Source organism: Pseudoneobacillus rhizosphaerae, assembly GCF_917563885.1.
GTDB classification, from domain to species: domain Bacteria; phylum Bacillota; class Bacilli; order Bacillales; family Cytobacillaceae; genus Pseudoneobacillus; species Pseudoneobacillus rhizosphaerae.
Map to the genome: position 1 here is coordinate 46,105 of NZ_CAKJTG010000002.1, position 24,607 is coordinate 70,711.

Here is a 24,607-nt window from a genome sequence, read left to right on the forward strand (position 1 = left end):
ACCTTTTACACGTTTATTCCGACCGTTTCCAGTATCATCCGGCTTTTTCACAATTCGGCCACTAATTTCCCAGCTCGATCTCCCTTTAACACACCAACGCGCCGAGGGACTGTCCCTCGGCGCGTTAATGCTGTAAAGCCTGTGGGGACAGTCCCCCAGTACTTTAACGCAATAAAATTTTAGTTTCTGAGTTCCATGGTTCGCATTAGGAATAGGGCGAATTGGGAACGGGTGACATCTCCGTTTGGACGGTATGGACCGTTGGCTGTTACGGTGATTTTGTTAAAGGCTAGGGTGTTGATGTCGTTGTAGCTCCAGTTTGTTGGTGGTACGTCTGTGAAGCTTACGTTTGTTGTTGGTGTTGTGTAAAGCTTGTCATATGCACGCACGAGAATGGCGGCCATTTGCGCTCTTGTTAGGTGACCATTGGGTCGGATAGTGCCATCTTTTCCTAAAATACCATGAGCTTCAGCAATCATCATTTCCTCGTAATTCGCTTCTGTCGGCTTCATATCAGTTGCTTTCATTTTATAGCCAGCTGGTAATGTTAGACCAAGTTCTTTTACGAGCATGGATGCTGCTTCAACACGCAGAATTGGCGTGTTTGGCTTGAATAAGCTATCCGGTGTAGTGCTAATTAAGTTTTTCAATTGAAGATAAGCGATGGCACTAGCTGATTCTCCAATTGGGACATCTTTAAAAATCGTCAAGTTCCCTCCACGTACGTTGGAGGAAGCGATGTATCCCTTTGTGCTGTTGTTACTCACTTCATACATAACATAGTGGTTGTTAGAGCTATCGACCTCATAAGGGCCACTGACGATTTGGAGCGGCGTATAGTGAGGAAGCTGCTTAATTTCCGCACCGTTTACGCCGTCACGCAACTTCGAATAAGTCAGTTGGTTATTTAATGTATAAACAGTTTGACCCTTTACCCACATTTGCGTGGATTTCATTCCGATTGTTGGCCAGTTGTACTCTTGAACTGGGAAAGCCATCAAGTCCGGCGCATCTGAGTTTGGATACGAAATGGTTACGCTTGGTATTGTGCTAATCGGTAAAAGTCCATTATTTCTTATCGCTTCTAGAACCCGCTCTTGATAAGGACGTTGCTCCTGCGGGCGAGTGGGGTCGTTTCTTTTTGAAAGACCGTTGTAGGCCATAATCGCAAAATACCAATTTTCAATCGTTTGTGGGTTCTTATCATTAATCTTTGGCAAATTAGGATTGTTCCACTTTTCTTTTAAAATTTTAGCCCCGATTTCGATGTTGTAGCGCGTGTTCCATTTGAGCTTCTCTTTGTCGATGCCTTGAGCTTGGAGCTGCTCGTCTGTCATCGTAATCTGCATCATTCCGATACCACCGTCTGTAGCAATGATCGGGTTACCAGTGGTTGCATCGTACTGTTGCATCCCCGTTTCGATAAAGGCGATTGCTTTTAAAATTTCGGGTGGAATGCCGTTTTGTAACGCACTTTCATGGAGCATTGTTTTGATTTCAGTGTTTGTATAGATTTTTGGATCCTTGTAGACTATTAAATTTTCCCCGTCTGCAAAGGAATGTGTGGCATTAAACATACTGCTCATCGAAAAGATAAGCGCAAATGCCAACATACTTGAGATTAATTTCTTATTCAAAATGTTGTCACCTCTCTTTATCTCTATTTCTTCTATTATAGTAAACTATTTGTTTTATGAAAAAGGAAAACTCTTGGTAATTGCATTGATTTTACCCAAAAGAAGGTCACTTTCTTTTAAAATTATTTTAGTTATCGCCCCCGATCAAGTTTTATAGCATACACGATCGTTGAGAGTGCTGAAACACGAGTACTTTAGCTTGTTCCTTTTCAGATCCTTTAAATCTACATTTATGCACCTTTTTACGGTCTCATTGCGCCGAATTCGATGCTGTTTGCGCCTATTTTCAGCATTTGTGCGTCTTAAAAACTACTTATTGCGCCATTTTCCCAAGTTAGACACAAACACATTGCATGTACTCAATAGAAACAGCGAAAACCTTGTGATTTCTAACCAAAAGCAGGTAATTCCTCTAGGTTGTAAGAGAAAGTTCATGGTTGTTTTTTTAAGCAAAAAAAGGGTGCCCCAAAGTTAAGCTTTTTGGGACACCCTTTCCATTATTTCGAAACTCCTGCTACGTTGCTCTTTCTCCTATTGAAGCTCGTTAAAAGTATTCAATAAGCGATAAACTACAACTGCTGCTTGAGCACGAGATAAGTTTTCTTTTGGAGCAAACGTTTGATCTGGCTTACCTTTGATAAGGTTAAGCGCTACTGCAATCTTAACGGATTCTCGAGCATCTTCGCTAATGGTAGCACTGTCTGTGAATTCACCAGCAGGTTTCACGTTAGCTAGAAGTGCTTTATCTTTGTATTCGATAGCGCGGATAAGCATTAATACCATTTGTTCGCGAGTGATTGCCTCATTAACACCTAATGTATCAGCTGTTTTTCCTTTAATAATACCTGCATTGAAAGCAGCTTCCACTTCAAGAGCAGTAGATTGATCTGCCGTTACATCCTTAAATATCCCTTTGTAAGGTGCTTTAGGAAGATTTAGTGCACGTGCAAGTAATACTGCAAACTGACTACGAGTTAATTTATCATTCGGAGCAAATACATTTTCTGATTTACCTTGAATGATGTTGCGAGAAGCAAGTACTTCAACTTCATCTTTTACCCAAGTCGTTTGAACATCTGCAAATGTTTTATTGTTTTCAATCACTACATATTGAGAGAAATGGTTTGTGCGGAATGTAAAGTTTTCACCTGAAACCTTACCACCAACATATTCCCACACTCCTGTATCCTCATTTAGATAGTAAGCAGCAGCCTTACGCTTATCTGCAAATTTCTTATCTTTTACAGATACACTTACCGTTACAGGTTGTGCAAACGCCGTGAATGCTGTTTGTTTTCCATCCTTCTCAAGTTGAATGTTAAGATTTAAGACATCCGAAATCGTATTGTGTCCCTTTGTTGCAGGAACATCTTTTGCCGCTGCTTTACTAATTTCAAACGTAACATTATCAGCTTGCACTAATGTAAGTGCCGAGATAACTGAAGCAGGTAGGTCTACTGATTCAGTGCCTGTGCTGATTGTGATATTCTTATTTAACCCAGCAACCGCTTTTAAATCTGCTGCTTTAACCACTGTTGTAACTTTTTTAGTCTTCTCGAAAAGGGTTGATAAGTCTAGTGTAATAGCATCCTTTGTAGGATCTACTAGCTTACTTACTCCACTTCCATCAAGATTTAGCGTTACTTCACCTGTTTTTTCATCTACCACAACTTTACCAGGAAGTTTATTGTCTGGTGTTGGAGTTGGTGGTACAGGTGTTGGAGTTGTATCTCCAGGATTCGTATTTCCACCCGGAACTGTGCCTTCAGTTAATCTAGTAATCTGTTTCGTTACAGTTGTTTTGTTTCCAGCTAAATCGGTTACCTCAAACACGAATTTGTTAACGCCAACTGTTAATGGAAGCTCTAGGTTACTTTTAACAACCTTATTAAATCCTCTCATTTCATATGGCTCAAAAAACTCGTGATAGTATATTTCGTTTCCATTTAAATGAACTCGAATTTCATCAAAGTTATCCACAACTTTTATGGAAACCGTAGATTTTGAAGTAGCATTTGCAACCGTTTCTGGAGCTCCTGTTACTTCTAATGTTGGTGCTGTTGAATCTAATAATATTTTACGTTGGAAAGAAATTTCATTCCCTTTTCCGTCTACAGCTTTAATGTCAAATGTTTTTACACCATCGGAATCGAATTTCAACACTGTAGTGTAATCGTAACGTTTTAATGTTGAGTTGTATTTAAGTTCAACTGCTTGACCGCCGATTGTTAAATCATGGATACCAGACTTATCCTTTACGTAGCCCGTTACTGTAACATTGCGCGTATTGACTGTGTCTAATGCTCCAGGTGTCATTACATGGACATCAGGAATAACCGTATCTACAGAATCTTTAAGTTGTACGGATTTGCTGTTTCCTGCAAAATCATATACTACAACATCTATAGAAGATGAGTTGTTTAATTCAGTAAGCGTATAGGTTTCTGTGTCTCCCGCTAGTGGCTCTTCAAGAATGCTCTCTCCATCAACTAGAACATCCACATAGTCAACACCACTACCATTTTCATTGTCGGCAATGCCAGAGAATGAAATCGTTTTGGTTGCTGTATCATAATTAGCTTCCATCGTTGGAGCTGTTACGTCAACCTTGACTGGTAGCTTTAATGATTGCCATTCTGCCCCTTCGAAGTCAATGACTGTACGAACTTCGAGTTGGTAATCGCCTTCAGCGACAAATTTTAAATCAGCCATTCCATCCCATGCACGTGCAGGTTTATAAGAATACTCTAATGAACGTCCGCCATCATAATAATTCTTTGTAGCATTATTTTCTGTACGGAGGGTGCGAATTTTATTACCATCCTTATCCAGGACATTAAATTCAACTTTCTTAGCATTTCTTAAGAATGAAACAACCGGAATGGCTTTATCTTGAATTCCATCTCCATTAGGTGAGATGGCAATGTATCCAGGGTTGTATTCATCATTAAAATAGTCATAACCTAGGAATTGACCAGCTTCATTCGTAACTCCTGTTCTTTCGTAGAACGTATTGTCTAAATCCCACATAGGAGCATCTAGGTTTGGCGCTTCGTCCCATTCCCCTTTAAACCCTACGTAAGGAACTGTTAACTGCGGATTATTATCTGTTGGGTCTGTTAATGTAACAAAACCTTCAGCAAAGTAACCATTTGTGAATACATCTGTTGCAGGAACAAACACGCCCTTTATAGCACCTTTTAGTACTTGAGCATTTGTTAAATCAAGTTCAACAGTTATGGTTTCCTCAGCTCCAGCAGCTACATTAATAACAGCTGTATCTGCCCCATTTATTTTAATGCCAACATTCTCAAGAGGTTGAGCTTCTAAATTATTCAAATTAGACGCAGCTGGATATCCTAGGAAACCACTGATAGCTAGGTCCGTTTGAGCATTAACCCCTACATTGTAACTTACATCTTTATCTGAGTAGTTTTTAGCTTTTAGAGTAAAGGTAACTTTATCTCCATTTATTTGCTTTAATGCTACCTTCGCTTCGTTAGTCACAGCTTCTGTTACAACAACAGGAGTTGATAATGCCGCGTGAAGCTGCATTAATCCAGCACCCTGACGACGTGGAGAATAAGGTATATTAAATCCAAAAGCAGTATTAACAAGCCCTTTATCTATTGATGGTTTAGCCGTGTTCATTAAAATATTTTTAGCCATTAACACTCTTTCAAAGTTTTTCAAGCTGAATTCTTTGTCAACACGCTCAAGAACTAGAGCTGATCCTCCAGCTACATGTGGTGCAGCCATTGAAGTTCCGCTCATCATACCATATTGATTATCATTAAGTGTAGATAGGATTTGTCCACCTGGTGCCGTAATTTCTGGTTTGAAATCAAGGTTTGGCGTAAGTCCCCATGATGTGAAGGCACTCATCTTAGATGCATCTGGATTTGCAGCTTTTGTTTTATCACCATTAAAAGCCAAACTTATTGTTTTTCCAGCATCTAAAGCTGCCTTTACAGCATCTCCATCTGTTTTCAACATAAACAACTGAGGAATTGTGATGGCAGGATCACTCGCCATATTTACCCAACCACCAGCGTTATTATAAACAATAACCCCAACAGCACCTGCATTTTGTGCATTTGTTGCTTTCGTTACGAAGTCTAGCGTTCCACGTTTAATAAGAGCATACTTTCCTGCTACATTCGTTAATTCTTCAGGTAGACCAATACCCCCATCCGCTATTTCAAATGTTTTAGTTTCTACACTTAAAGGATGTACGGAACTAGCCGAATTAAATGGATACTTCAAATCTGCTCCATCAACTGTAAAAGTAACTGCATCTAAATCCATATATTGATTTTCATAGGAAGCAACCTGTAAAGAATCATACGATAATCCAGGAGAACCCGAAACTCCGATATCTGGATTAGAAGCATATGGATTAAAGAATCCATTTCCAAAGTGCGCTGAGTTACCAGCAGAAATAGACATTAACACACCGTTTTCAACAGCACGTTTCACGGCCATTTGCTCTGGGTCTTCTGGTGATACGAATCCAGCTGTGGATCCTAAGCTCATATTGATAACATCAACACCAAGCTTAATAGCATCATCAAGGGCTTTCACATAAATATCACCCCATGTTGAAGCCATTTCGGGATCATTACCAAATACTTTTAATGCTAGGATTTGCGCCTCAGGTGCAACCCCTTTAATACCACCATTCTCCTCATCACCATTTGCTCCCACTGTACCGGATACGTGCATTCCGTGCATGGAAGCATCAAGGCCAAGGTCTAGAATTGTATCATTATTGTCCATATAGTTGTAACCATAAGGAACTTTTTCTGTATAGTACTTACCAGGAAGCTTTTGATCGGCAACAATTTGATCTACTTCTTCTTTCGTAAGCTCTTCTTCCGTTTCAGCGGAAAGAACCATGTCTCTGTGTGCTGGATCGATACCCGTATCGATTACACCGACTACCATTCCTTCACCTTTAAATCCATACTCATCCCAAGCCTTTTGTGCTTCTACTAGTTCTTTACTGTATAGCATTTCAGGCTTTGTCTCTGGACGTTTGTATTCATTTGTAATATAAACTTTAGAAACGCCCTCTATTGCTTCAATGCGTTTAATGGATCCATATTCCACTTCTGCACTAAACCCATTAACAACTGTTGTGAATTGATTTAAAACATTAATAGACAACTTTTGCTTAGAAAGCTGTGATACCACATCTTTTTGTTCAGCTAATGCTTCAGATTCAAGATTTTCTTTGACTGTTTCACTTAGATCACTATACTTTATTCCCTTTTGTTGTGAGTATTCAATAGCTGGCGTGCTTTCTAGTTCAACAATTACACGAACTTTATCTTGTTCTGCGTATGTAGGAATTGTAATCGGAGCAGAAACAGCATCAGGAGCCTTATTCGAATGGTTTCTACTTCCTTTTTCTAGAACTGGATCTAGCGGAACCGGTCCAGCAGCATAAGCCCCAGCTGCAGTACTGGAAAGAGCTAGTAAAGAAGATAATAGGATTGCCGTACTCTTTTTAAACAAATTAACATTCCTCCTTGTTTGATAGATTTAATACAGAAACGTAATAAATCTACTCTTTTAAAAATTCACACTCTAGTTGCAATTTGAAATATTCTGATAAACCAATTATAACCATATGTTTCGGATTAGTAAATAATTAATCTCAAAGTATTATATAAAAAAAATACTTTCCTACTTTTCTATCACTTTATGTTTTTTCCAACCTACTAGAATGATTCGACAAATCTGTCGAAAAATCTGGAAAATTCCTATATAAATTGTCGAAAAATAGAAAAACCTGGCGGAATATGGATGCCAGGTTTCTACTAATATACTATTTAACTTATCATGTTGTACTGGTATTACCTCGTTTGTCATCCCGACCTTGGTAACTATTTGTAGTTTGACAGGGGAAAACTTCTGGTAACGGAAATGATCTTACCGAAAAGAGGTCATTTTCGTTTAAACTTTTCACTATCGCAATTGATAAGGTCCCATAAAGCCTGGAGAGTGCGGAAACTAGAGTACTTAAACGTGTCTTTAATAGATAACTCTTAAGATTTAGTTATTATGCGTCTTTTTGCGGTCCCATTGCGTGGAATTTGAAAGAGATTGCGTCTATTTTCAGCATGTATGCGTCTAAAAGGCTATCTATTGCGTTTTTTCCACAATTTCGACATATATTCCCATCAATCCGATCTCCAAGACCCCTAAGTAGAAACAATATCCTCCCCTTTAACACACCAACGCACCGAGGGACAGTCCCCCGGTGCGTTGATGCGGTACAGTAGTGCGGGACTGTCCCCCACTCCTTTAAAGTGGTAAAGCCCGCCCGCCACTTCCAATTCTTATTTCTTTCTTACGATTAGTTGGTACGCTTCTAGGCTAGTTTGGCCGAAGGATTCCTCTACCATGATGTAGTAGTTGCCTTTTGGTAAGGTTACGGTTCCTACTTCGAAGTCGCCCATTCCGTAGTGGTCCATTCTAGCCACTTTTTTGCCTTTTGCATCATAGATGGTGATAACTCCGTCTAGTTGCATTGGAGTTGCTAGGGTTACTTCAAATTTTGAATATTTGTCTACTGTTAATTGGTAATAGTCCTTGTCGCCGAAGTTCACACCTGGGTTAAAGTAACCTTCTACCGCAAAGTTGCCGCCTACTCCTATATTCTTCAGCGCAAGTGGTGCGGATGGCACGTTATTTTTCACAACGGATGCCTTATCCTCATCTACCGTATTCCAATTATGCAAGCCAATTTCATACGGCTGGATGGAAACCCCGCCATCATAGCCATACCCATTCACCGCAAAGAAGTAACCTACATTCTTCTTCACTTTAAACGACGCTTCTGTATTTAACGTCATTTGGTTCGGCCCCCAAGGAACCGCTTTAGCCGCCTCATCGCCATCAACTTTCATATTTCCATTCGTATCCTCGATAATAGTGACAAACGCTACCAGTGGGTTCAATAGCTCTTTTGGCAATTTTTCTAACTCAGAAGGCATAAACGGCTGTGGCTGCAATGTTAATGACAAGAAATGTTCATTGCCTCTATTTCTATAATAATAGTAATCTGTATCCGTTCCATAAATGAGATGATTCGTTGCACTTTGCCCAGGTGCCAATACCTTAGCAAGTGAATCTGTGTTTTCGTCTGTATCATTTGATGCTGGAACATCCAATAACTTCTTCGTCGTCAGCACATATGGCTCATCAGAAGCCTGGAAACGCTCATTCATCAATCGAATATAATACTCTTTCCCTTTTTCAAGCGCGATTGTTCTTTTTAAATCAACCTCTTCGCCCCACAGGATCCCATACGTCCAAATAGATGCAATTGGATACATATCATTCACCTTCGGATCGTACTCCATCACTTGAACCCACGGAAGTGTTTCCTTCGGCTCCGCTAATTCAAAGTTAAAAATCGTATCCGCATCAGCCGTGAACTTGTAATAATCCTCGTCACCGCTGAACTGGAATTTCCCTTCAAGCTTATCACCAAGATTATAAGCTAAAGCCTTTTCCTTCACTAAATTCATTAAATTTTCATCAAAGTAACGATAGTATGGCAGCTCCGCCATCTTATCCATCGCCTCTTTAAAGTCATTACGCTTCGTTTCCTGATACTCAGCCGGTGACATTTCACCCTTCATCACTTGGTCTTCAGGGCGTTGCTCCCTCATTGGGAAGCCATCCTCGTCTGGAGCTGCTACCACTTTTTCCGCCTTTAAGATATAAGGCGTATTCGAATTTGGAATCGCCTTCGCTTCAGTCGGTCTACCGAACATCATGTCATACCAAAAATCACGCTTCGGTTCAGCCGAAACCTCAATCAAATAATCCATCCCTGGCATCGCATCAAACGACACCTTCTCGCCCTCACTAATACCATTGTTATTCACATACTGAATCATCGGCTTTTCCCAATAAGCTCCAGGCGGTAAATCTGGTGGTGCTGGCATAAAGAAATCAGGTTCAAAATACACACCAACAGATGAATCAATCCCTGGCACAGCCGACAAGTCAAATTTTACCGTCGTCGGTTCTGACACCGTAAAACGGAAATAATCCTTATCCGCCTCCGTCGCGTCAGCATCCACCGCAAACGTCAACGTCTTGCCACCATCCGTACTAGTAAACGGCAACTTTGAAATCACCACTGGATCTTGCGCCGTCACCGTATCAATCTTCATTTCCTTTTCCTTCGTCAACGACAACGTAAACTGGGACGCCGCATCATAATTGCCGTAAACATCCTTCACCCCAACATACAACGTGCCCGACTCCTTCGCCTGGAAGAAACCGCCCTCCTGCTTACCGTTCGGCGCCTGATTCACACTTCTCGACTCAGCTTTTCCGTCCGCACTGTCAGGAACAAAATCAAAAACCAATTTATAGTTAAATTGCTTCGCGCCATCAAGCAACGCTTGCACACCTTCACCTTTTTCCAGCTTTACTTTGTACCAATGCGTTTGGCCAGCAGTTGAAATGGTATTTTGGAACGACTCCTTATCATTCGTCACTTCTGGTGCTTTCGCTTTTGCATCTGCCTCGGTTACTTCTGGTGCTTTCGGTAAATCCTTCATATCAAATTCTAACGCCGCAACTGCATCGACAAAGCCAGCGCCGTATTTCACGTCATAGCCTTTATCCCCAAGGTCCTGGGCGGTCATTTTTAAAATCGCCTCGACTTCAAACGGTTTCAGGTCAGGGTACTTCGATAAAAGTAATGAAGCCACACCTGCGACCACAGGCGTAGCCATGGACGTCCCGCTTAAGTACCCAAAGCTTGAACCTTTGTAAGGATCATAAAGACTGTTATATATTGCTTCACCAGGGGCCGCGATATCAACAAACGAGCCATAGCTTGAAAACTCAGCCAGTTCATCGGCATGATTGGTCGCACTTACGGCAATCACACCCTCGTAAGCTGCTGGGTAGGAAATGGATTCACCGTAGTTATTCCCAGCCGCCGCAACAATCGTAATTCCTGCATCAATCGCCTTTTTCACTGCTTCCGCAAGGATTGGTGATTCTTGGGAGCCACCAAGACTCATGTTGATGACGTCAACATTTTGACTAATCGCATATAGAACCCCTTCTGCTATCGTGTAGTCAGAGGTGAAAAACCCACCACTGAAAACATCGATTGGTAGAATCTTAGCTTTCGGATTGACACCATGTCCTCCAATCCCATTGTCTTTCTCAGCAGCGATAATCCCAGCCACATGGGTCCCATGCACATCGAGAATAGGCTGCCCTGCCGGATTCATGACACTATATGGAGGAAGAACTTGATTCTTAAGCTCGGCATGCTTAAGATCCATCCCCGTATCAATGACCGCAACGGTAACCTTATGATCGCCTGCTAGCTCTAAGGCACTATCAATATCCAAATAATTTAAATGGTACATCCCCGCTTTTTTCGGGTCACCCGTTGCTAAACTTTTGTATGTAACACTTGGTGTAACACTCGTAACCCCAGGTTGCTTCGAATAAAAAGAAAGTAAATCCGCTAGTTTTTGACCTTTAGATAGTTTCACAATGTCATAACCAAGAGACGGAATCGAACGCTCTAACTTCGCCCCCGACTTCCGGTGAACATTCGCCGAAAGCTTCGTTTCATACTTCACAATAATCGTATCGTTTGAAACTTGCTTCTCTTGTTGTTGTTTTTGAATCGCTAATAGTTTTTGTTCACTGCTCGAACGCTTAAGACTTTTCAACAGATCCGCCTGCGCCTTTTCTTTTAACACATTAAGGTCAGGCTTCACAGCTGCTGACGAAAAACTAGGAACAAGCAAAGTTGAAGCCAACCCAAAAGAAAGCGTCAGTCGTTGCCACTTCTTCATCTATATTTCCTCCTCCACTAGAAACACTCATTTATACTAGACGATTATAACAGGAAAAAGTTTCAAAAATTCGATAAATTTTGGAAATTCCTACAAAAGACACACATGCGTTAAAGTACGTGGGGACAGTCCCGCTTTGGTTTACCGCGGTGAAGTGTGGCGGGACTGTCCCCACACACTTCACCGCGGTAAAGATTTGTTTCTCTTCTACTATTAATGGTACGATTAAAAAGATTGGGCTATAGGATGAATCCTCTTAGAATCAGTGCTATACTATTTTATTATTAGAAGGAAAATTGAAAATAGCGAAGGTAATGCTATACTAGTTTTATCTGAATTTGTTATTAAATGGAGAGATCTTTTATGATAAGCTATTTTAAAAAAATAGTAGGGAAAGACAGTGGTAAACGTCTAAAGAAGTACTATCAGCTTGTGGAGAAAATCAATGCGCTTGAACCTACTTTTGAAGCATTGAGTGATGAGGAACTTCGCGCAAAAACACAGATGTTTAAGGAGCAATTAGCGTCGGGAAAGACTGTTTTTGATATACAAGTGGAAGCGTTTGCGACTGTTCGTGAAGCTGCAAAACGCGTAGCCGGCATGCGCCCCTTCGATGTTCAGTTAATCGGTGGATTGGTGATGGCCGAAGGAAATATTGCTGAAATGCCTACTGGTGAAGGAAAAACGCTTGTCGCCTCCCTTCCGTCATATTTACGTGCTCTAGAAGGTAAAGGCGTTCATGTCATTACCGTTAATGAATATTTAGCGAACCGTGACCGTCAGCAAATTGGTCCGATTCATGAGTTTCTTGGATTAACAGTTGGCTTAAATTTACCGATGATGGATGAGGTAGCGAAACAACACGCATATCAATCTGACATCACTTATGGTGTCGGCACTGAATTCGGATTTGACCATTTGCGCGACAATATGGTGTATGCAACTAGTCAACGAGTACAACGGTCATATCATTACGCCATTATCGATGAAGTGGATAGCGTTCTCATTGATGAGGCAAAAACGCCATTAATTATTGCTGGAAAAACGGATGTGAGCTCAGAATTAAGTTATTTATGTGCCCGAATTGTTAAGAGCTTTATCTTAGATGAAGATTTTCTTCATGATGCTGAATCCAACACAACCAACTTAACAGAAGAAGGTATCGTAAAAATCGAGCAAGGCTTTGGCATTGAAAACTTGTATGAGCTAGAGCACCAAACGCTTTATCATTATGTCATTCAAGCCTTACGTGCCCGCGTGATGTTCAAACGCGACGTCGATTATATCATTAAAGACGGTAAAGTAGCGTTAATTGATATGTTCACCGGTCGACCGATGGAAGGCCGAACACTTAGCAATGGTCTACATCAAGCGATTGAAGCGAAGGAAGGTCTCGAGGTTAGCGAGGAGAATAAGACACAAGCTTCCGTTACGATTCAGAACTACTTCCGTTTATATCCATTGTTGTCTGGGATGACAGGAACGGCCAAAACAGAGGAGAAGGAATTTCAGGAGCTTTATGGCATGGATGTTATTCCAATACCAACGAATCGTCCAGTACTTCGCGAAGACTTAAGCGATATGATTTATATGACAATTGATCAGAAGTATCGTGCTGTTGCCGTCGAAGCGAAGCGTGTTAGTGAAACCGGACAACCAATGCTTATTGGGACGACTTCCATTTTACAATCGGAACAGGTTGCTAAATTTTTAGAAAAAGAAGGCTTATCCTTTGAACTGTTGAATGCGAAAAGTATTGAGCAGGAGATTGACTTAATTACTCGTGCTGGTCAAAAAGGGCATATTACGATTGCAACCAATATGGCTGGGCGTGGAACCGATATCCGTTTAGGTAACGGGGTTGCTGAGCTTGGCGGATTGTATGTCATTGGTACGGAGCGTCATGAATCACGCCGAATCGATAATCAGTTAAAAGGACGTTCTGGCCGTCAAGGTGACCCTGGTCGTTCTCGTTTCTTCATATCGCTAGAGGATGAAATGTTCAAGCGCTTTGCTCAGGAAGAGCTTGAAAAGCTTGTTCGAGTTGTTGGTGAAACGGCTGATCAAGAAACCGGTTTGGTTGAGCATAAAAAGGCGAAGGAATTCGTCGAACGGACGCAACGTATTTGCGAAGGCGCTAGCTATTCACAGCGAGAGTACAACTTAAAGCTCGATAATGTTATCAATCAGCAACGCAAAATCATTTATGAATTACGTAATCGTGTCCTAGAAGAAAACGATATGCTACCAATCTTGGAGCCAATGATTGTCAGTCATGTCAACCGATTATTTGACGAGTATTGCAGTGAAGAGATTATCGCGGAAGATTGGGATCTAAAAGCTATTGAGAAGCAACTTGTGGAGGTTTTAGCAGACCGCGACGTTACTTTCCCAACCATATTAAATTCAAAAGAAGAGTTACGCGAATTTGTTGAGCCAGTGCTTCAGGATTATTTATCGACACTTCGTGAAGACCGTGAAGATGAAAACTACCAGCTGAGCTATAAACGATTGCTCATCAATTACATCGACCTTCACTGGCTTGAACACATTGAAGCGATGGAGCGTCTTAAAGAAGGCATGGGCTTACGCAACTATGGTGGTGAAGACCCTATGCGCCAATACGAGCGCGAAGGCCTAGAACTCTTCACCATCATGTACGAACGTATAGAACGAGACATCGCCAAAGAAACAAGCATAATTAAACTCACACTTTAGCACAGCAAAGCACTTGGGGACAGTCCCCCACCACATTAACGTATTAACGCAACCGGGGACTGTCCCCCACTGCTTTAACGCGGTAAGGTATAGAGAAGAATTAGGGAGGTTTTGAGAGAAATGTTATCTTTTTTTAAGAAAAAGAATAATAAGAAGCAAGGTTCTGATAGTGTTATTGATTCGAAAACGTTATTAGGTGATAACGCGGCAGAAGCTTCAACTGTACAATCTGTAACGACGGAATTATACTATACTCCAGATATGACAATTAGTCAGGAGGATCGTTATTATTTTCAATTCCTACATAACGAGCTTCCACCATTAAAGCCGAATCAGATCGCTTTAGCTGGCATCGAATTGAAGCAAGAAGGTCCAGAGTGGCACGTTATTGCTTTCGTACGCAATTCCGTTGCAGCAGGCATCCGCTTTACTCATATGCCACTCACACTAATCGGACCAAATGGGGAAAAACTTGGCCAAAAAACATTTGACTTAAGTTTCCTTGGTGAACTACCAGGTAACACAAGCACGCCTTGGATGTTTATTTTTGACCAATCCGATATGTTTACAAAAGAAGTTCCAACTGAAGACTGGAAGCTTGCTTTTGAAATTAGACCTCCACATCAATTGGATTTAGCCGAATCGTGGGAACTTAATCTTCCTCACGAAGAAAAGGATAGCCTAAAGAAGCTTGTAGAAGAAACTCTTCCACCACCAAAAGTGGGTGAAGTAAACTTTACTGGAATTCAAGTTAAATTTGCTGAAGATGGTAGTCTTCGAACCACCGTTTTAATTCGCAATGGTAACAACTTTGATATAAACATTCAACAAGTTCCATTATTTGTTGAAGATGCCAACGGCCTAATCGTTGCCCAAGGAATCTTCGAACTTCAAGATTTTGGAGTAAAATCCAATGCAAGTAAGCCTTGGACCTTTATATTCCCAAAAGAAATGATTACAAAAGAAGCAATGGATCTTTCTAAATGGAAAGTATATCCTCCGAAGCCTACTGAGCAGAAGTAATATGGGAGCGCCTTGCATATTGTGAGGTGCTTATTATTTTGGAAAGGTTTAGAAGGGGGGACATGGATTAGGAAGTTTTGCGAACACAATAAGATTGGTTTTGTGAGCATTGACCTTTTTTATCGTTATCAAAACAAACTGCACACACACAGAAAAAACACCTATCTAAAACTAGACAGGTGTTTTTCTACTGGGCTACCAACCGAGATTCTATACAAAAGCAGAAGGAAATATTTCTGTTACAAATCTATATTACCATTAATAGTCATATATCACAATTAGATTTTATTGAAATGATACAAGAATTTTATGGAACTGTTGGCAGGTGTTAATAGACCTATTTTCCATGCTCATCTTTTATTTTTTCGACGTAATCGCTCTAATCAAAAACAACGGTAAAACCGCTTGTCGCTTGATTCGCCAAGGCTCTTTCATCAAGCGATACAACCACTCAAGACCAAGCTTTTGGAATGATTCTGGGGCACGCTCAATTTTACCAGAAATCACATCAAATGAGCCGCCCACACCTTGGTACACTGAAGGATGCAACGTTTCCTTATTGGCAATAATCCAATTTTCTTGAGCTGGACTGCCCATCGCCACAAAAATAATATCTGCCTGCGATTGGTTGATCGCCTCATGAACCACCTGCTGGTCCTTCTCATACCCATGCAACGTCCCAGCAATCTGAATTCCTGGATACATTTCTTTGAGCTTCACCTTCGCTTCATCCGCACGCCCTGGTTTTCCGCCGTAAAGGAAGATTTTCTTCTGATGCTTCGCGGCTGTTTCACATAGTTTAAGCATCATATCAATTCCCGTTACCCGCTCACGAATTTGGCCGCCTTTAAATTTTGAGGCGAGAATGACGCCAATTCCGTCAGGGATTTGAAAGTCGGCTGAGTTGAGTAGCTTCATTAGCGACGGATCATCCTGCGCTTTAATAATCTTCTCTGGATTAATCGCCACAATAAATGCCTTCTCACGATTGTCTATCTTTTTAAGTAGCTTCGACGTCAACGAATCATAATTATCCGTTGACACATCGACACCTAGAATTGTCTCTTTCATGTGTCATCACCTTTTTTATTGGCTATGTAAAATGTTTTTATATTTGAATAGGTTACCCTTTTCTATGCTAAATCTCTAAAAACGGGCATCTATAGCCTGTTTAGTTACCCTTTTTACGCTAAATCTCCTAAAACGGGCATCTATAGCCTGTTTAGTTACCCTTTTTACGCTAAATCTCCTAAAACGGGCATCTATAGCCTGTTTAGTTACCCTTTTTACGCTAAATCTCCTAAAACGGGCATCTATCTCCAAAACAACGTTGCCTTTTTAGTAAAAACTGGAGGGTGCAGCAGACACCATCCAGTTTTTACGCAAACTTTTAGTTATTCTTAGAATCACCAAGTGTAAATACTTCAAATCCCGCTTGCTCCCAAAGCTGACGGTTTAAGCAATTCTTAGCGTCCAACACGAGCTTTGTTCTCATTTTATCAGCAAAGGTTGCTGGGTCTAAATCCTTGAACGATTGGTGCTCGGTTAAAACGATAATTAAATCTGAATGTGTAACCGCTTCGTCAAGTGATTGCGTTTGTTGCTCGAACTTATTTTCCTTAATATGCGGATCGTAAGCTGAAAGATCAAGTCCACGTTCCTTTATATGATGAATGACTTCCATTGATGGGCTTTCGCGCATGTCGTCGATGTTTGCTTTGAAAGCAAGTCCGAATGCAGCCACTCTTGGATGCTGAATGCCTTTTGCATCAAGGATATTCTTCGCCTTTTGCGCTGTGTATTCTGGCATGCTGTCATTGGTTGTACGAGCTAAATGAATCATTTTAGCAAGATTCGGCTGTAATTCAACCATAAACCAAGGGTCAACCGCAATACAGTGTCCACCCACACCAGGTCCTGGTAAATGAATATTTACGCGCGGATGGTGGTTCGCAAGCTTGATGGCTTCCCAAACGTTGACGCCGATTTTTTCAGAGATTTTCGCTAGTTCGTTCGCAAACGCAATGTTAACGTCACGGTACGTGTTTTCGATAACCTTAACCATTTCAGCAGTCGTTGCGTCGGTCACATGGATTTCACCTTGAACAAATGTTTTATAAAGTTCAACCGTTAGGCGGCTTGATTCTTCGTTAATCCCACCAACGATGCGGTCGTTTTGAACAAGCTCAACGAACACTCGACCTGGAATCACGCGCTCAGGTGAGTGAGAGATGAATAGGTCTTTGCCTAGCTCCAGACCTGTTTCTTTTAACACAGGAATCATAATATCCTCCACTGTACGCGGAGGAACCGTTGATTCAAGAATCACTAGGTTTCCTTTTTCCACGAAAGGTACGATTGATCTTGTTGCAGAACGAACGTATTCCAGGTTAGCTGTTTTATCCGGATTAATTGGTGATGGAACGGCAATGATAAAAACGTCCGCCTTTTCCGGGCTTGTTGATACGGTTAAGTTGCCGCTATCAATTGCTTGAATGAGGCGTTCTTGTAGTCCATTTTCTTCTATATGTAGCTGTTTATTGGCAATCATGCTGACAGCTTTTTCATTAACATCCATTCCGTGCACTTTCAAGCCGTGGTTTGCAAACATAACAGCTGTCGGAAGACCAATATAACCAAGTCCAATTACACAAAGCTTTTTCGACATAAAATTTGTCTCCTTTTCTATCCTTGGGGCAACTTTGCGAAGAAGGTGTCCTCACGATGCCCTTTTCATTAACAATCTAAATACAAAATCCAACTGCTATTATATCGAAAAAAGCCCGATGGTCATAGCATTTTATCTAATTGTAACGTTTTCGTATCATTTGTCACTTTTTCGAAAGTAAACTCTGTGCTCTTTTTTTCAAAAAATAACACGTCCTACCTTTTTCATAGTATGAACCATTTAGCTAAAATGATTGTAGAATAAACGATTTTTTATTGCAAATTTTAGAAAGTGATGTCGAAATGTGAAACTTCCACTCTATTTTTTTAAAAATAACAAAAAACTGGAGGTGCCCCAAAGCACCATCCAGTTCTTAATCAACGCTTATTTTAAAACTAAAGATAATAACTTAGCGCCTTGAGCTCTAGTTGCCCCTTGGCCTGGCTTAAAGACATCGCCATAGCCTTGGATAAAGCCAAGCTCTTTCGCCGCAGAAATCGCGTTCTGAACCTCTGCATCTAAACCAGAAATATCAGTGAACCCAGCAGCAGCTGTTGCTTTGTAGTCTACACCTTTTTTCACATTGTAAGCTCTAATCATCATTGTAGCCATTTGTGCACGAGTGATTGGCTTGTTTGGCTCGAATGTTGTTTCAGAAGTTCCAATGATGATACCACTCTTAAATGCTGCTGCAATTTCAGCTTGAGTTGCAGGAGCAGCTTTTGCGATATCTGCAAATGGAGCTACTTCCGTTGTTTTTAAACCTAAAGAACGAACGATTAGTGAAGCAAATTGTGCACGAGTTAAGCCACTTTGTGGTGAGAATGTTGTCGCTGTTGTACCGTTTATGGCTTCTCTTTCACGTAAATCTGTGACAAATCCATATGCCCAGTGAGTTTCAGGAACGTCCACGAATGGCGTGAAAGTTGGAATTACTTCAGAAATACGACCTTCTGATTTGTACTCAATTGGACCTGTTAATGATTTTACAAATTTAACAGTTGCTTCTAAATCTTCTGGACCTTGCTCGAACTTGTTGTCCGCTAATTTGCCGATTTCATATTGAGCGTTTCCGAACATGTAGTTGTTAACAACCACCGTGTATTCTTTTGTTTCGTCAATCTTCGTTCCGTCTGGAAGCATGATGTCGACGATTTTATTTGATTTACCGTTCCAAGTGTACTTGAATCCAGCAATTTGGAAATCAAGACCTTTAGCCGTGATTTGGTTATTTAACACTTGTCTGATTTCAGCACCAGTTAAAGAAGTTTTTACAATGGTGTTACCAAATGGTTGGATCGTGAATAAGTCACCAAATGTGATTGGGCCTGCATCCAATGCTGCACGAACACCACCGCCGTTCATCATCGCGAAGTCAGCGTTCATTGCTGCTTTCATACCGTCAGCAATTAGGTTTCCGATTCCGTGGTCCCCTGATGCACCGCGTGCAGGGTACTTACCAGCCATTTCCACTTTCGCTTCACCGACTACTTCAGCTTTGATTACTTGTACTTTATCTTCGTATTTCTTTAAAATTGCTGCCACCGTTGCATCTGGTTGGTGCACATTTTGGAATACTTGATGTACTGTCGCTTCTTTTTTCACGATATCGCCAGTAGTTGGGTCGATTTCTAAATCTACTTCAGAGAATGCCTTTGCATACGATTGTGCTTGAACGATTAACTTGTTATCTACTACTTTATCAATCTCAACGTGGTTGTGAGCAGCAAAAATAACGTCAACTGCGTCGTCTACTTTTTCAGCGATTGCGCCTGCATCGAAATCTGAGTTGTTGTTATCCTGCCAAGTTGGGTTATGAGCTAAAACAACAATCGCTTGTATTCCTTTAGCTTGAAGTTCTTTTGTATATTTATTGATTGCTTCTACTTCATCTGTGATTTGTAGGTTTTCGTTACCCGTTTGAACGATCATCGATGGTGTTTCTTGCGTTGTTACCCCGATGAAACCAATTTTCGCGCCACCGATTTCTTTGATTGCGTAAGGTTCTAGGATTAACTTTCCATCCGCTTTGTCATATACGTTCGCTGCAATCATTGGGAAGTCAATTCCGTCATATCCAGCCGTTCCTTTTGCATGCTCGCCACCTTTAACCATACGGCGAAGTTCAGCGATACCTTCGTCAAACTCGTGGTTTCCTAGTGTACCAACATCAAAGCCCATTGCTTCTAAAATTTCAATTGTCGGCTCATCTTGGAAGGATGCAGAGATAAGTGGACTTCCGCCAACCATGTCCCCAGAGTGAACGATTAATGTATTTGGATTTGTTTTTTCTGTTTCTTTTAAGTAGGAAGCTAAGTAAGCAATTCCGCCTACAGGTGTTTCTTTCGTCCCATCTTTATCTAAATCGATAGATTCCTTGTAATCTAATTGACCATGTAAGTCATTTACTCCTAAGAGCTGAACTTGAATATTGGCTGTTTCTGCCTTTACAAAAGTTGTGCTAAATGGTGCGGCAAAAGCTCCTAACGCTAATGCTGAAGATAATGCGACACTAATTAATTTCTTACCATGCTTACTAAACACTGAATCTACCTCTTTCTATTAAAAGATTTAAAGATTGCTAGTTTCCATAGATAATGTTAACAGAATTGTAACAAATTAGTATAGGGAAATAGTACTATCTGTAGAAATTTCCCATTAGGTTTAAAAATAGATGGCGCCGGTTTGGCACCATCTACTTTTAAACCTATTAAACTTTCATCCACCAGTTTTCACATCCCATATTTTGGGTGTTTAGCCGCAATTCAGGATATACTATGTGAAGTGAAAATTTGTTTATTGGAGGGGTGTGTGCATGGCTATTTTTCAGTTGCGGTCGTTAAATCCGCAGTTTTCGTTTGTGGTTCAAAAGAATCCTCTTTCGGGGATGCTGTTGAAGAGTGTTCGTAAGGGGAAGGCGTTTGGTTGGTTTTCGGATGATCATACATACAATGTTTACTTCAAGGATGCGGATAACGAGGTTTCCTACCCGAAGGAAAAGGAGGAGCAGTTTGAGTATTTGAATGTGTCGCGGTACAACACGCCGCTTTTCCCGTTAAATGTGGTTGCTGATTATTTTGGTAGTGCCTCTAAAAAGCTACACCCTGAAGATATCGGAGGGTTCGAGCATTCAATTACAGTCAATCTCGTTCAAATTGAGAACAAGCGCTATCTTGCCTTTTTCCGTCATCATTTTCCTGATTACGAGCTCGAATGGGAGGAGCTTGCCCACCAAAACTATCGCATCACGATCCAAACGCAAAAAACGATTTACGAGCTACTAAACTATAGTAATACGTTATTCCTGTTCCTATCGCTCATGAATAGCACTTATTTTGACATGACCGATGACTTGATTGAAAAGTATATTCGCAACTTAAACGTTATCGACGCTCCGTTTTTCATTCGATACCTTTTTGCCCGTAACGTCTTGACGAAAAAAGATAAGTTCCGCCGCTTCAAAGGGTCGCTTGAGGAAACGACGAAATACGAAATCGACTTTGCCTTTGGCAACACCGCGACGCAGCGAAAGGATTGGATTACGAACCACTTGTCCTTTAATCTACCTATCATCGATATCGGCTGCGGCGAGGGTGCGTACACAATTCCTTATAGTAAAAAAATCGCCCCCCTCTTCGTCCATGCTATCGACATTGACGAAGGTGCGCGGGCAAAAGTGAAGCAAAAGGTCGCTCGCCAAGAACTGGATAATATCATTCTCTACGATTCACTGGATCACTTTTTAGATAATGAATTGGAGGAACAAGTGGATGTGCTCCTAACAGAAGTTGTCGAGCATATGAGTGAGGAGGAAGCAGCGGAACTACTCACTAAAACCATCCAAAAGCTGAACGTCCATAAGCTCTTCCTAACGACGCCAAACCGCGACTTCAACCAGTTTTACCAAATCGACCTTCGCCATGATGACCATAAATGGGAGATGAACGAGGCCGAATTCAAGGCTTGGCTTGAAGCTATCATTCCGTCGGATGGCTGGGATCTTTTTTACCAAGGAATTGGTGACAAGGTGAATGGGATTCATACCACGCAAGGTGTGATTATTTCAAGAAAGGAGGAAACGGCACGATGAACATCCAAACGAAACAGCATACGATTTACATGCTCATTGGACCAACCGAGTGTGGCAAATCAACTTTTGCTAAAAATATTCTCATCCCGCAGCTGCGACACGAAAATGCGGAGAAAAATTACATCGCCAACGTCCAATACCTCTCTAGCGACGAAATTCGCCAAGAACTGCTTGGTCACCCTTACGATAAATACGCTACGATGATGATGGAGGCGTCGGGGCAGGCGTTTGACCTGCTATTCCACAAGCTTCAGGCTGTCACGAGTTTTCCGATTAATGCCGATTTTGTCATTGTCGACACGACGGGCCTTGCCGAGGATTTTCGTAAAAAAGTGATTCAGATTGCCCAAGATCAGCATTACCGCCTTGAAGCGATTGTGTTTGATTACCGAAATATTAGGGATTATTATGCTTCCGAACGTAGTAAAAAGGTGATTGCCAACCATGTTAATCGGCTACGCCGTGACGTCCTGCCGCAGCTACGACGAAGCGATTACGACGATATCCACCGTGTTCGTGAGAAAAACTTCCTGCAGCCCGCTGACTACGAGATTGTTGTTGCAAATCGTGAGGAATATATCACGCATCTCCTCCCTCATGACCATTACTATATTATCGTCGGGGACGTGCATGAAAGCCTGGACGAGCTTCAAGAGTTGATTACCTCCCATGGCTTTGAGGTGGTTGATGGAAAAATCACTCCGACTGCAAAAAGTCGCGATAAAAAGTTCGTGCTCATTGGCGACTTTATTGATAAAGGAAAAAACACTGCTGCAACCGTGGAATTTCTTTTTGAAAATCGAGAATTCTTCTATTTTGTAAAAGGAAATCATGAAAACTTTGTTTCGAAGTATTTAAAGGGTGAAATTCATGATGTTGATCCCCACCTGCTGGAAAACTTTTTTGATTCGATTCCTGTGTTGGCGGCGGACGCTGGACTGCGAGACAAATTCCAAGCTCTTGTCGGCTTATCGAAGGATTTCTATCGCTTTATCGGTAAGGAGAATAGTGGCTTCTTTCTAACTCACGCACCTTGCCACAATCGATATATTGGGAAACTCGACACGATTTCGCGCCGGAATCAGCGCCGATTCGCGACCGAGTTCGGCAGCAACCTCGAGGAGCAGCTACACTTTTTAGAAAGTGAAAGTGGCTCTAACTACCCGTATCACGTGTTCGGCCATGTCGCCACCCGTGACGTCATTCGCTTGAAAAATAAAATCGGCATCGATACCGGCTGTGTGTCCGGTGGATCGTTAACGAGTGTAGCGCTTGGTGGGTTTAAGCCTTTCTTTAAAAATATTCGTACCGCACGTCCTGGGGATGACTCACTTCAGCTAGCGTTTGCTCGCAACAAGGGGAACGAAATTAAGCTCGTTGAACTAAGTGACGCTGACGAAAGACGGTTGAACTACGTCCTCCGAAACAAAATTAATTTCATCTCTGGAACGATTAGCCCGGCTGACAAAGATTTTAGGACGAGAGAGCTCGAAAGCTTGGCGAAGGGGCTTGATTTTTTCAAGGAAAATGGTGTTGCTGAGGTCGTGCTACAGCCGAAGTACATGGGCTCGCGTTGTAATTTGTATTTGGCTCGCGAGCTGGAACACTGTTATGCTACGAGCCGAAACGGCTACAAAATCACCCACGTCGATTTGACGGAAGTATTTGCGCGTCTAATGGAAAAATTCTCGCCGTATATGGATGAAAAAGAAATTAGCATGATTATCTTTGATGGTGAGCTGTTACCGTGGATGGCGCTTGGTAAAGGTTTGATTGAGAAGCAATTTGAGGTGATTGGAAAATCGCTTGAGACAGAGATTAGCTTTTTGAAGGAGTTTGGTTTTGAGGAAAAATTACAGGAGCTCGGTGCCCGGTACGAGGCGAGTCGATTCGAAGAGCTGAAGTCGAAATATCCTAAAAAAGAGCTCGTCAAAAACTTCGGCCTCGCGGACTACAATAATTTCAAGGATTTGAAGGGCATTCTCGAAACATTGCCTAGCTTAGACGAGCAGGAACAGGCGGCTAGCGTCTACCTGCAGCAGCTTGAGCTTTATGGAAAGGAAAGTGAGCTTGAATACAAGCCATTTTCAATTTTGAAAATTGTATATGCCAATGGTGATGAGGAAATTCCTACGACCACAATGCGTACATCCGAATTGTTCTCGTTGATTAGTGAGGACGAGTTTTTGGTAGTGAACTTAACATTGCCAGATTCCTATCGGGCTGCCAAACAATTTTTTGAAAAAATAACAACCGAACGCGGTATGGAAGGTGTCGTTATTAAGCCAGAGGTTCCAACGCTGGCTGGCGGGGTTATTCCGTTTATGAAGGTGCGAAACTCACAATACCTGACACTCGTCTATGGCTATGACTACCGCTTTCCGCATAAATATGAAAAGCTCATCAAGCAAAAGAACATTAAGCGGAAAATCAAAGCCTCCTTGGCTGAATACCGGTTAGGAATGGAAATGCTGAGGACCCACCTCGACGAAATTGGACCCGAAAACGTTGCGTTTAAACAAACTGTAGCCAATTTGCTGTTTGAGGAAAGCCAGGAAAGCGAAATCGATCCAAGATTGTAAAGATAGTCGCTTTGCCGCTTTAAAGTGATGGGGGA

The 24,607-nt window shown here is 41.6% G+C and carries 10 protein-coding genes; 4 read left to right on the top strand and 6 right to left on the bottom strand.

Features of this window, described 5'->3' with window-relative positions; translation table 11 throughout:
- Nucleotides 1–179 precede the first annotated feature (179 nt).
- The 3 genes from LRP83_RS01530 to LRP83_RS01540 form a co-directional block, all read right to left on the bottom strand.
- Complete coding sequence (locus LRP83_RS01530; RefSeq protein ID WP_230494905.1) at nt 180–1,637, bottom strand: S-layer homology domain-containing protein; 1,458 nt, start codon at nt 1,635–1,637, stop codon at nt 180–182.
- 531 nt (nt 1,638–2,168) lie between these two features.
- Complete coding sequence (locus tag LRP83_RS01535; protein ID WP_230494906.1) at nt 2,169–7,157, bottom strand: S8 family serine peptidase; 4,989 nt, start codon at nt 7,155–7,157, stop codon at nt 2,169–2,171.
- 827 nt (nt 7,158–7,984) lie between these two features.
- Nucleotides 7,985–11,491: a S8 family peptidase gene (locus tag LRP83_RS01540; RefSeq protein WP_230494907.1), complete on the bottom strand. Its 3,507-nt coding sequence runs from the start codon at nt 11,489–11,491 to the stop codon at nt 7,985–7,987.
- Between the two features lie 363 nt (nt 11,492–11,854).
- Here LRP83_RS01540 and secA2 point away from each other — a divergent pair, with 363 nt between their 5' ends.
- Together secA2 and LRP83_RS01550 are read left to right on the top strand one after the other, a co-directional pair.
- Nucleotides 11,855–14,209, top strand: a complete 2,355-nt coding sequence (secA2, locus tag LRP83_RS01545; RefSeq protein ID WP_230494908.1) for an accessory Sec system translocase SecA2 — start codon at nt 11,855–11,857, stop codon at nt 14,207–14,209.
- Nucleotides 14,210–14,329: 120 nt separating this feature from the next.
- Entirely contained in the window at nt 14,330–15,232 is a 903-nt protein-coding gene (locus tag LRP83_RS01550; RefSeq protein ID WP_230494909.1) for an accessory Sec system S-layer assembly protein, read from the top strand.
- Nucleotides 15,233–15,589: 357 nt separating this feature from the next.
- On the opposite strand, the gene LRP83_RS01555 is transcribed toward LRP83_RS01550, so the two are convergent.
- The 3 genes from LRP83_RS01555 to LRP83_RS01565 form a co-directional block, all read right to left on the bottom strand.
- Nucleotides 15,590–16,303 carry a WecB/TagA/CpsF family glycosyltransferase gene (locus tag LRP83_RS01555; RefSeq protein ID WP_230494910.1) on the bottom strand — a complete coding sequence of 238 codons (714 nt, stop codon included), beginning with the start codon at nt 16,301–16,303 and terminating at the stop codon, nt 15,590–15,592.
- Between the two features lie 319 nt (nt 16,304–16,622).
- Nucleotides 16,623–17,900 (bottom strand): nucleotide sugar dehydrogenase, encoded by a 1,278-nt coding sequence (locus LRP83_RS01560; RefSeq protein ID WP_230494911.1) that lies wholly within the window; start codon nt 17,898–17,900, stop codon nt 16,623–16,625.
- Between the two features lie 384 nt (nt 17,901–18,284).
- Complete coding sequence (locus LRP83_RS01565) at nt 18,285–20,444, bottom strand: 5'-nucleotidase C-terminal domain-containing protein (RefSeq protein ID WP_230494912.1); 2,160 nt, start codon at nt 20,442–20,444, stop codon at nt 18,285–18,287.
- A 271-nt stretch (nt 20,445–20,715) separates the two neighbouring features.
- Here LRP83_RS01565 and LRP83_RS01570 point away from each other — a divergent pair, with 271 nt between their 5' ends.
- Nucleotides 20,716–21,990 carry a class I SAM-dependent methyltransferase gene (locus tag LRP83_RS01570; protein WP_230494913.1) on the top strand — a complete coding sequence of 425 codons (1,275 nt, stop codon included), beginning with the start codon at nt 20,716–20,718 and terminating at the stop codon, nt 21,988–21,990.
- Entirely contained in the window at nt 21,987–24,572 is a 2,586-nt protein-coding gene (locus tag LRP83_RS01575; RefSeq protein WP_230494914.1) for a metallophosphoesterase, read from the top strand. The genes LRP83_RS01570 and LRP83_RS01575 overlap by 4 nt, the downstream gene beginning before the upstream one ends.
- Nucleotides 24,573–24,607: the final 35 nt, after the last annotated feature.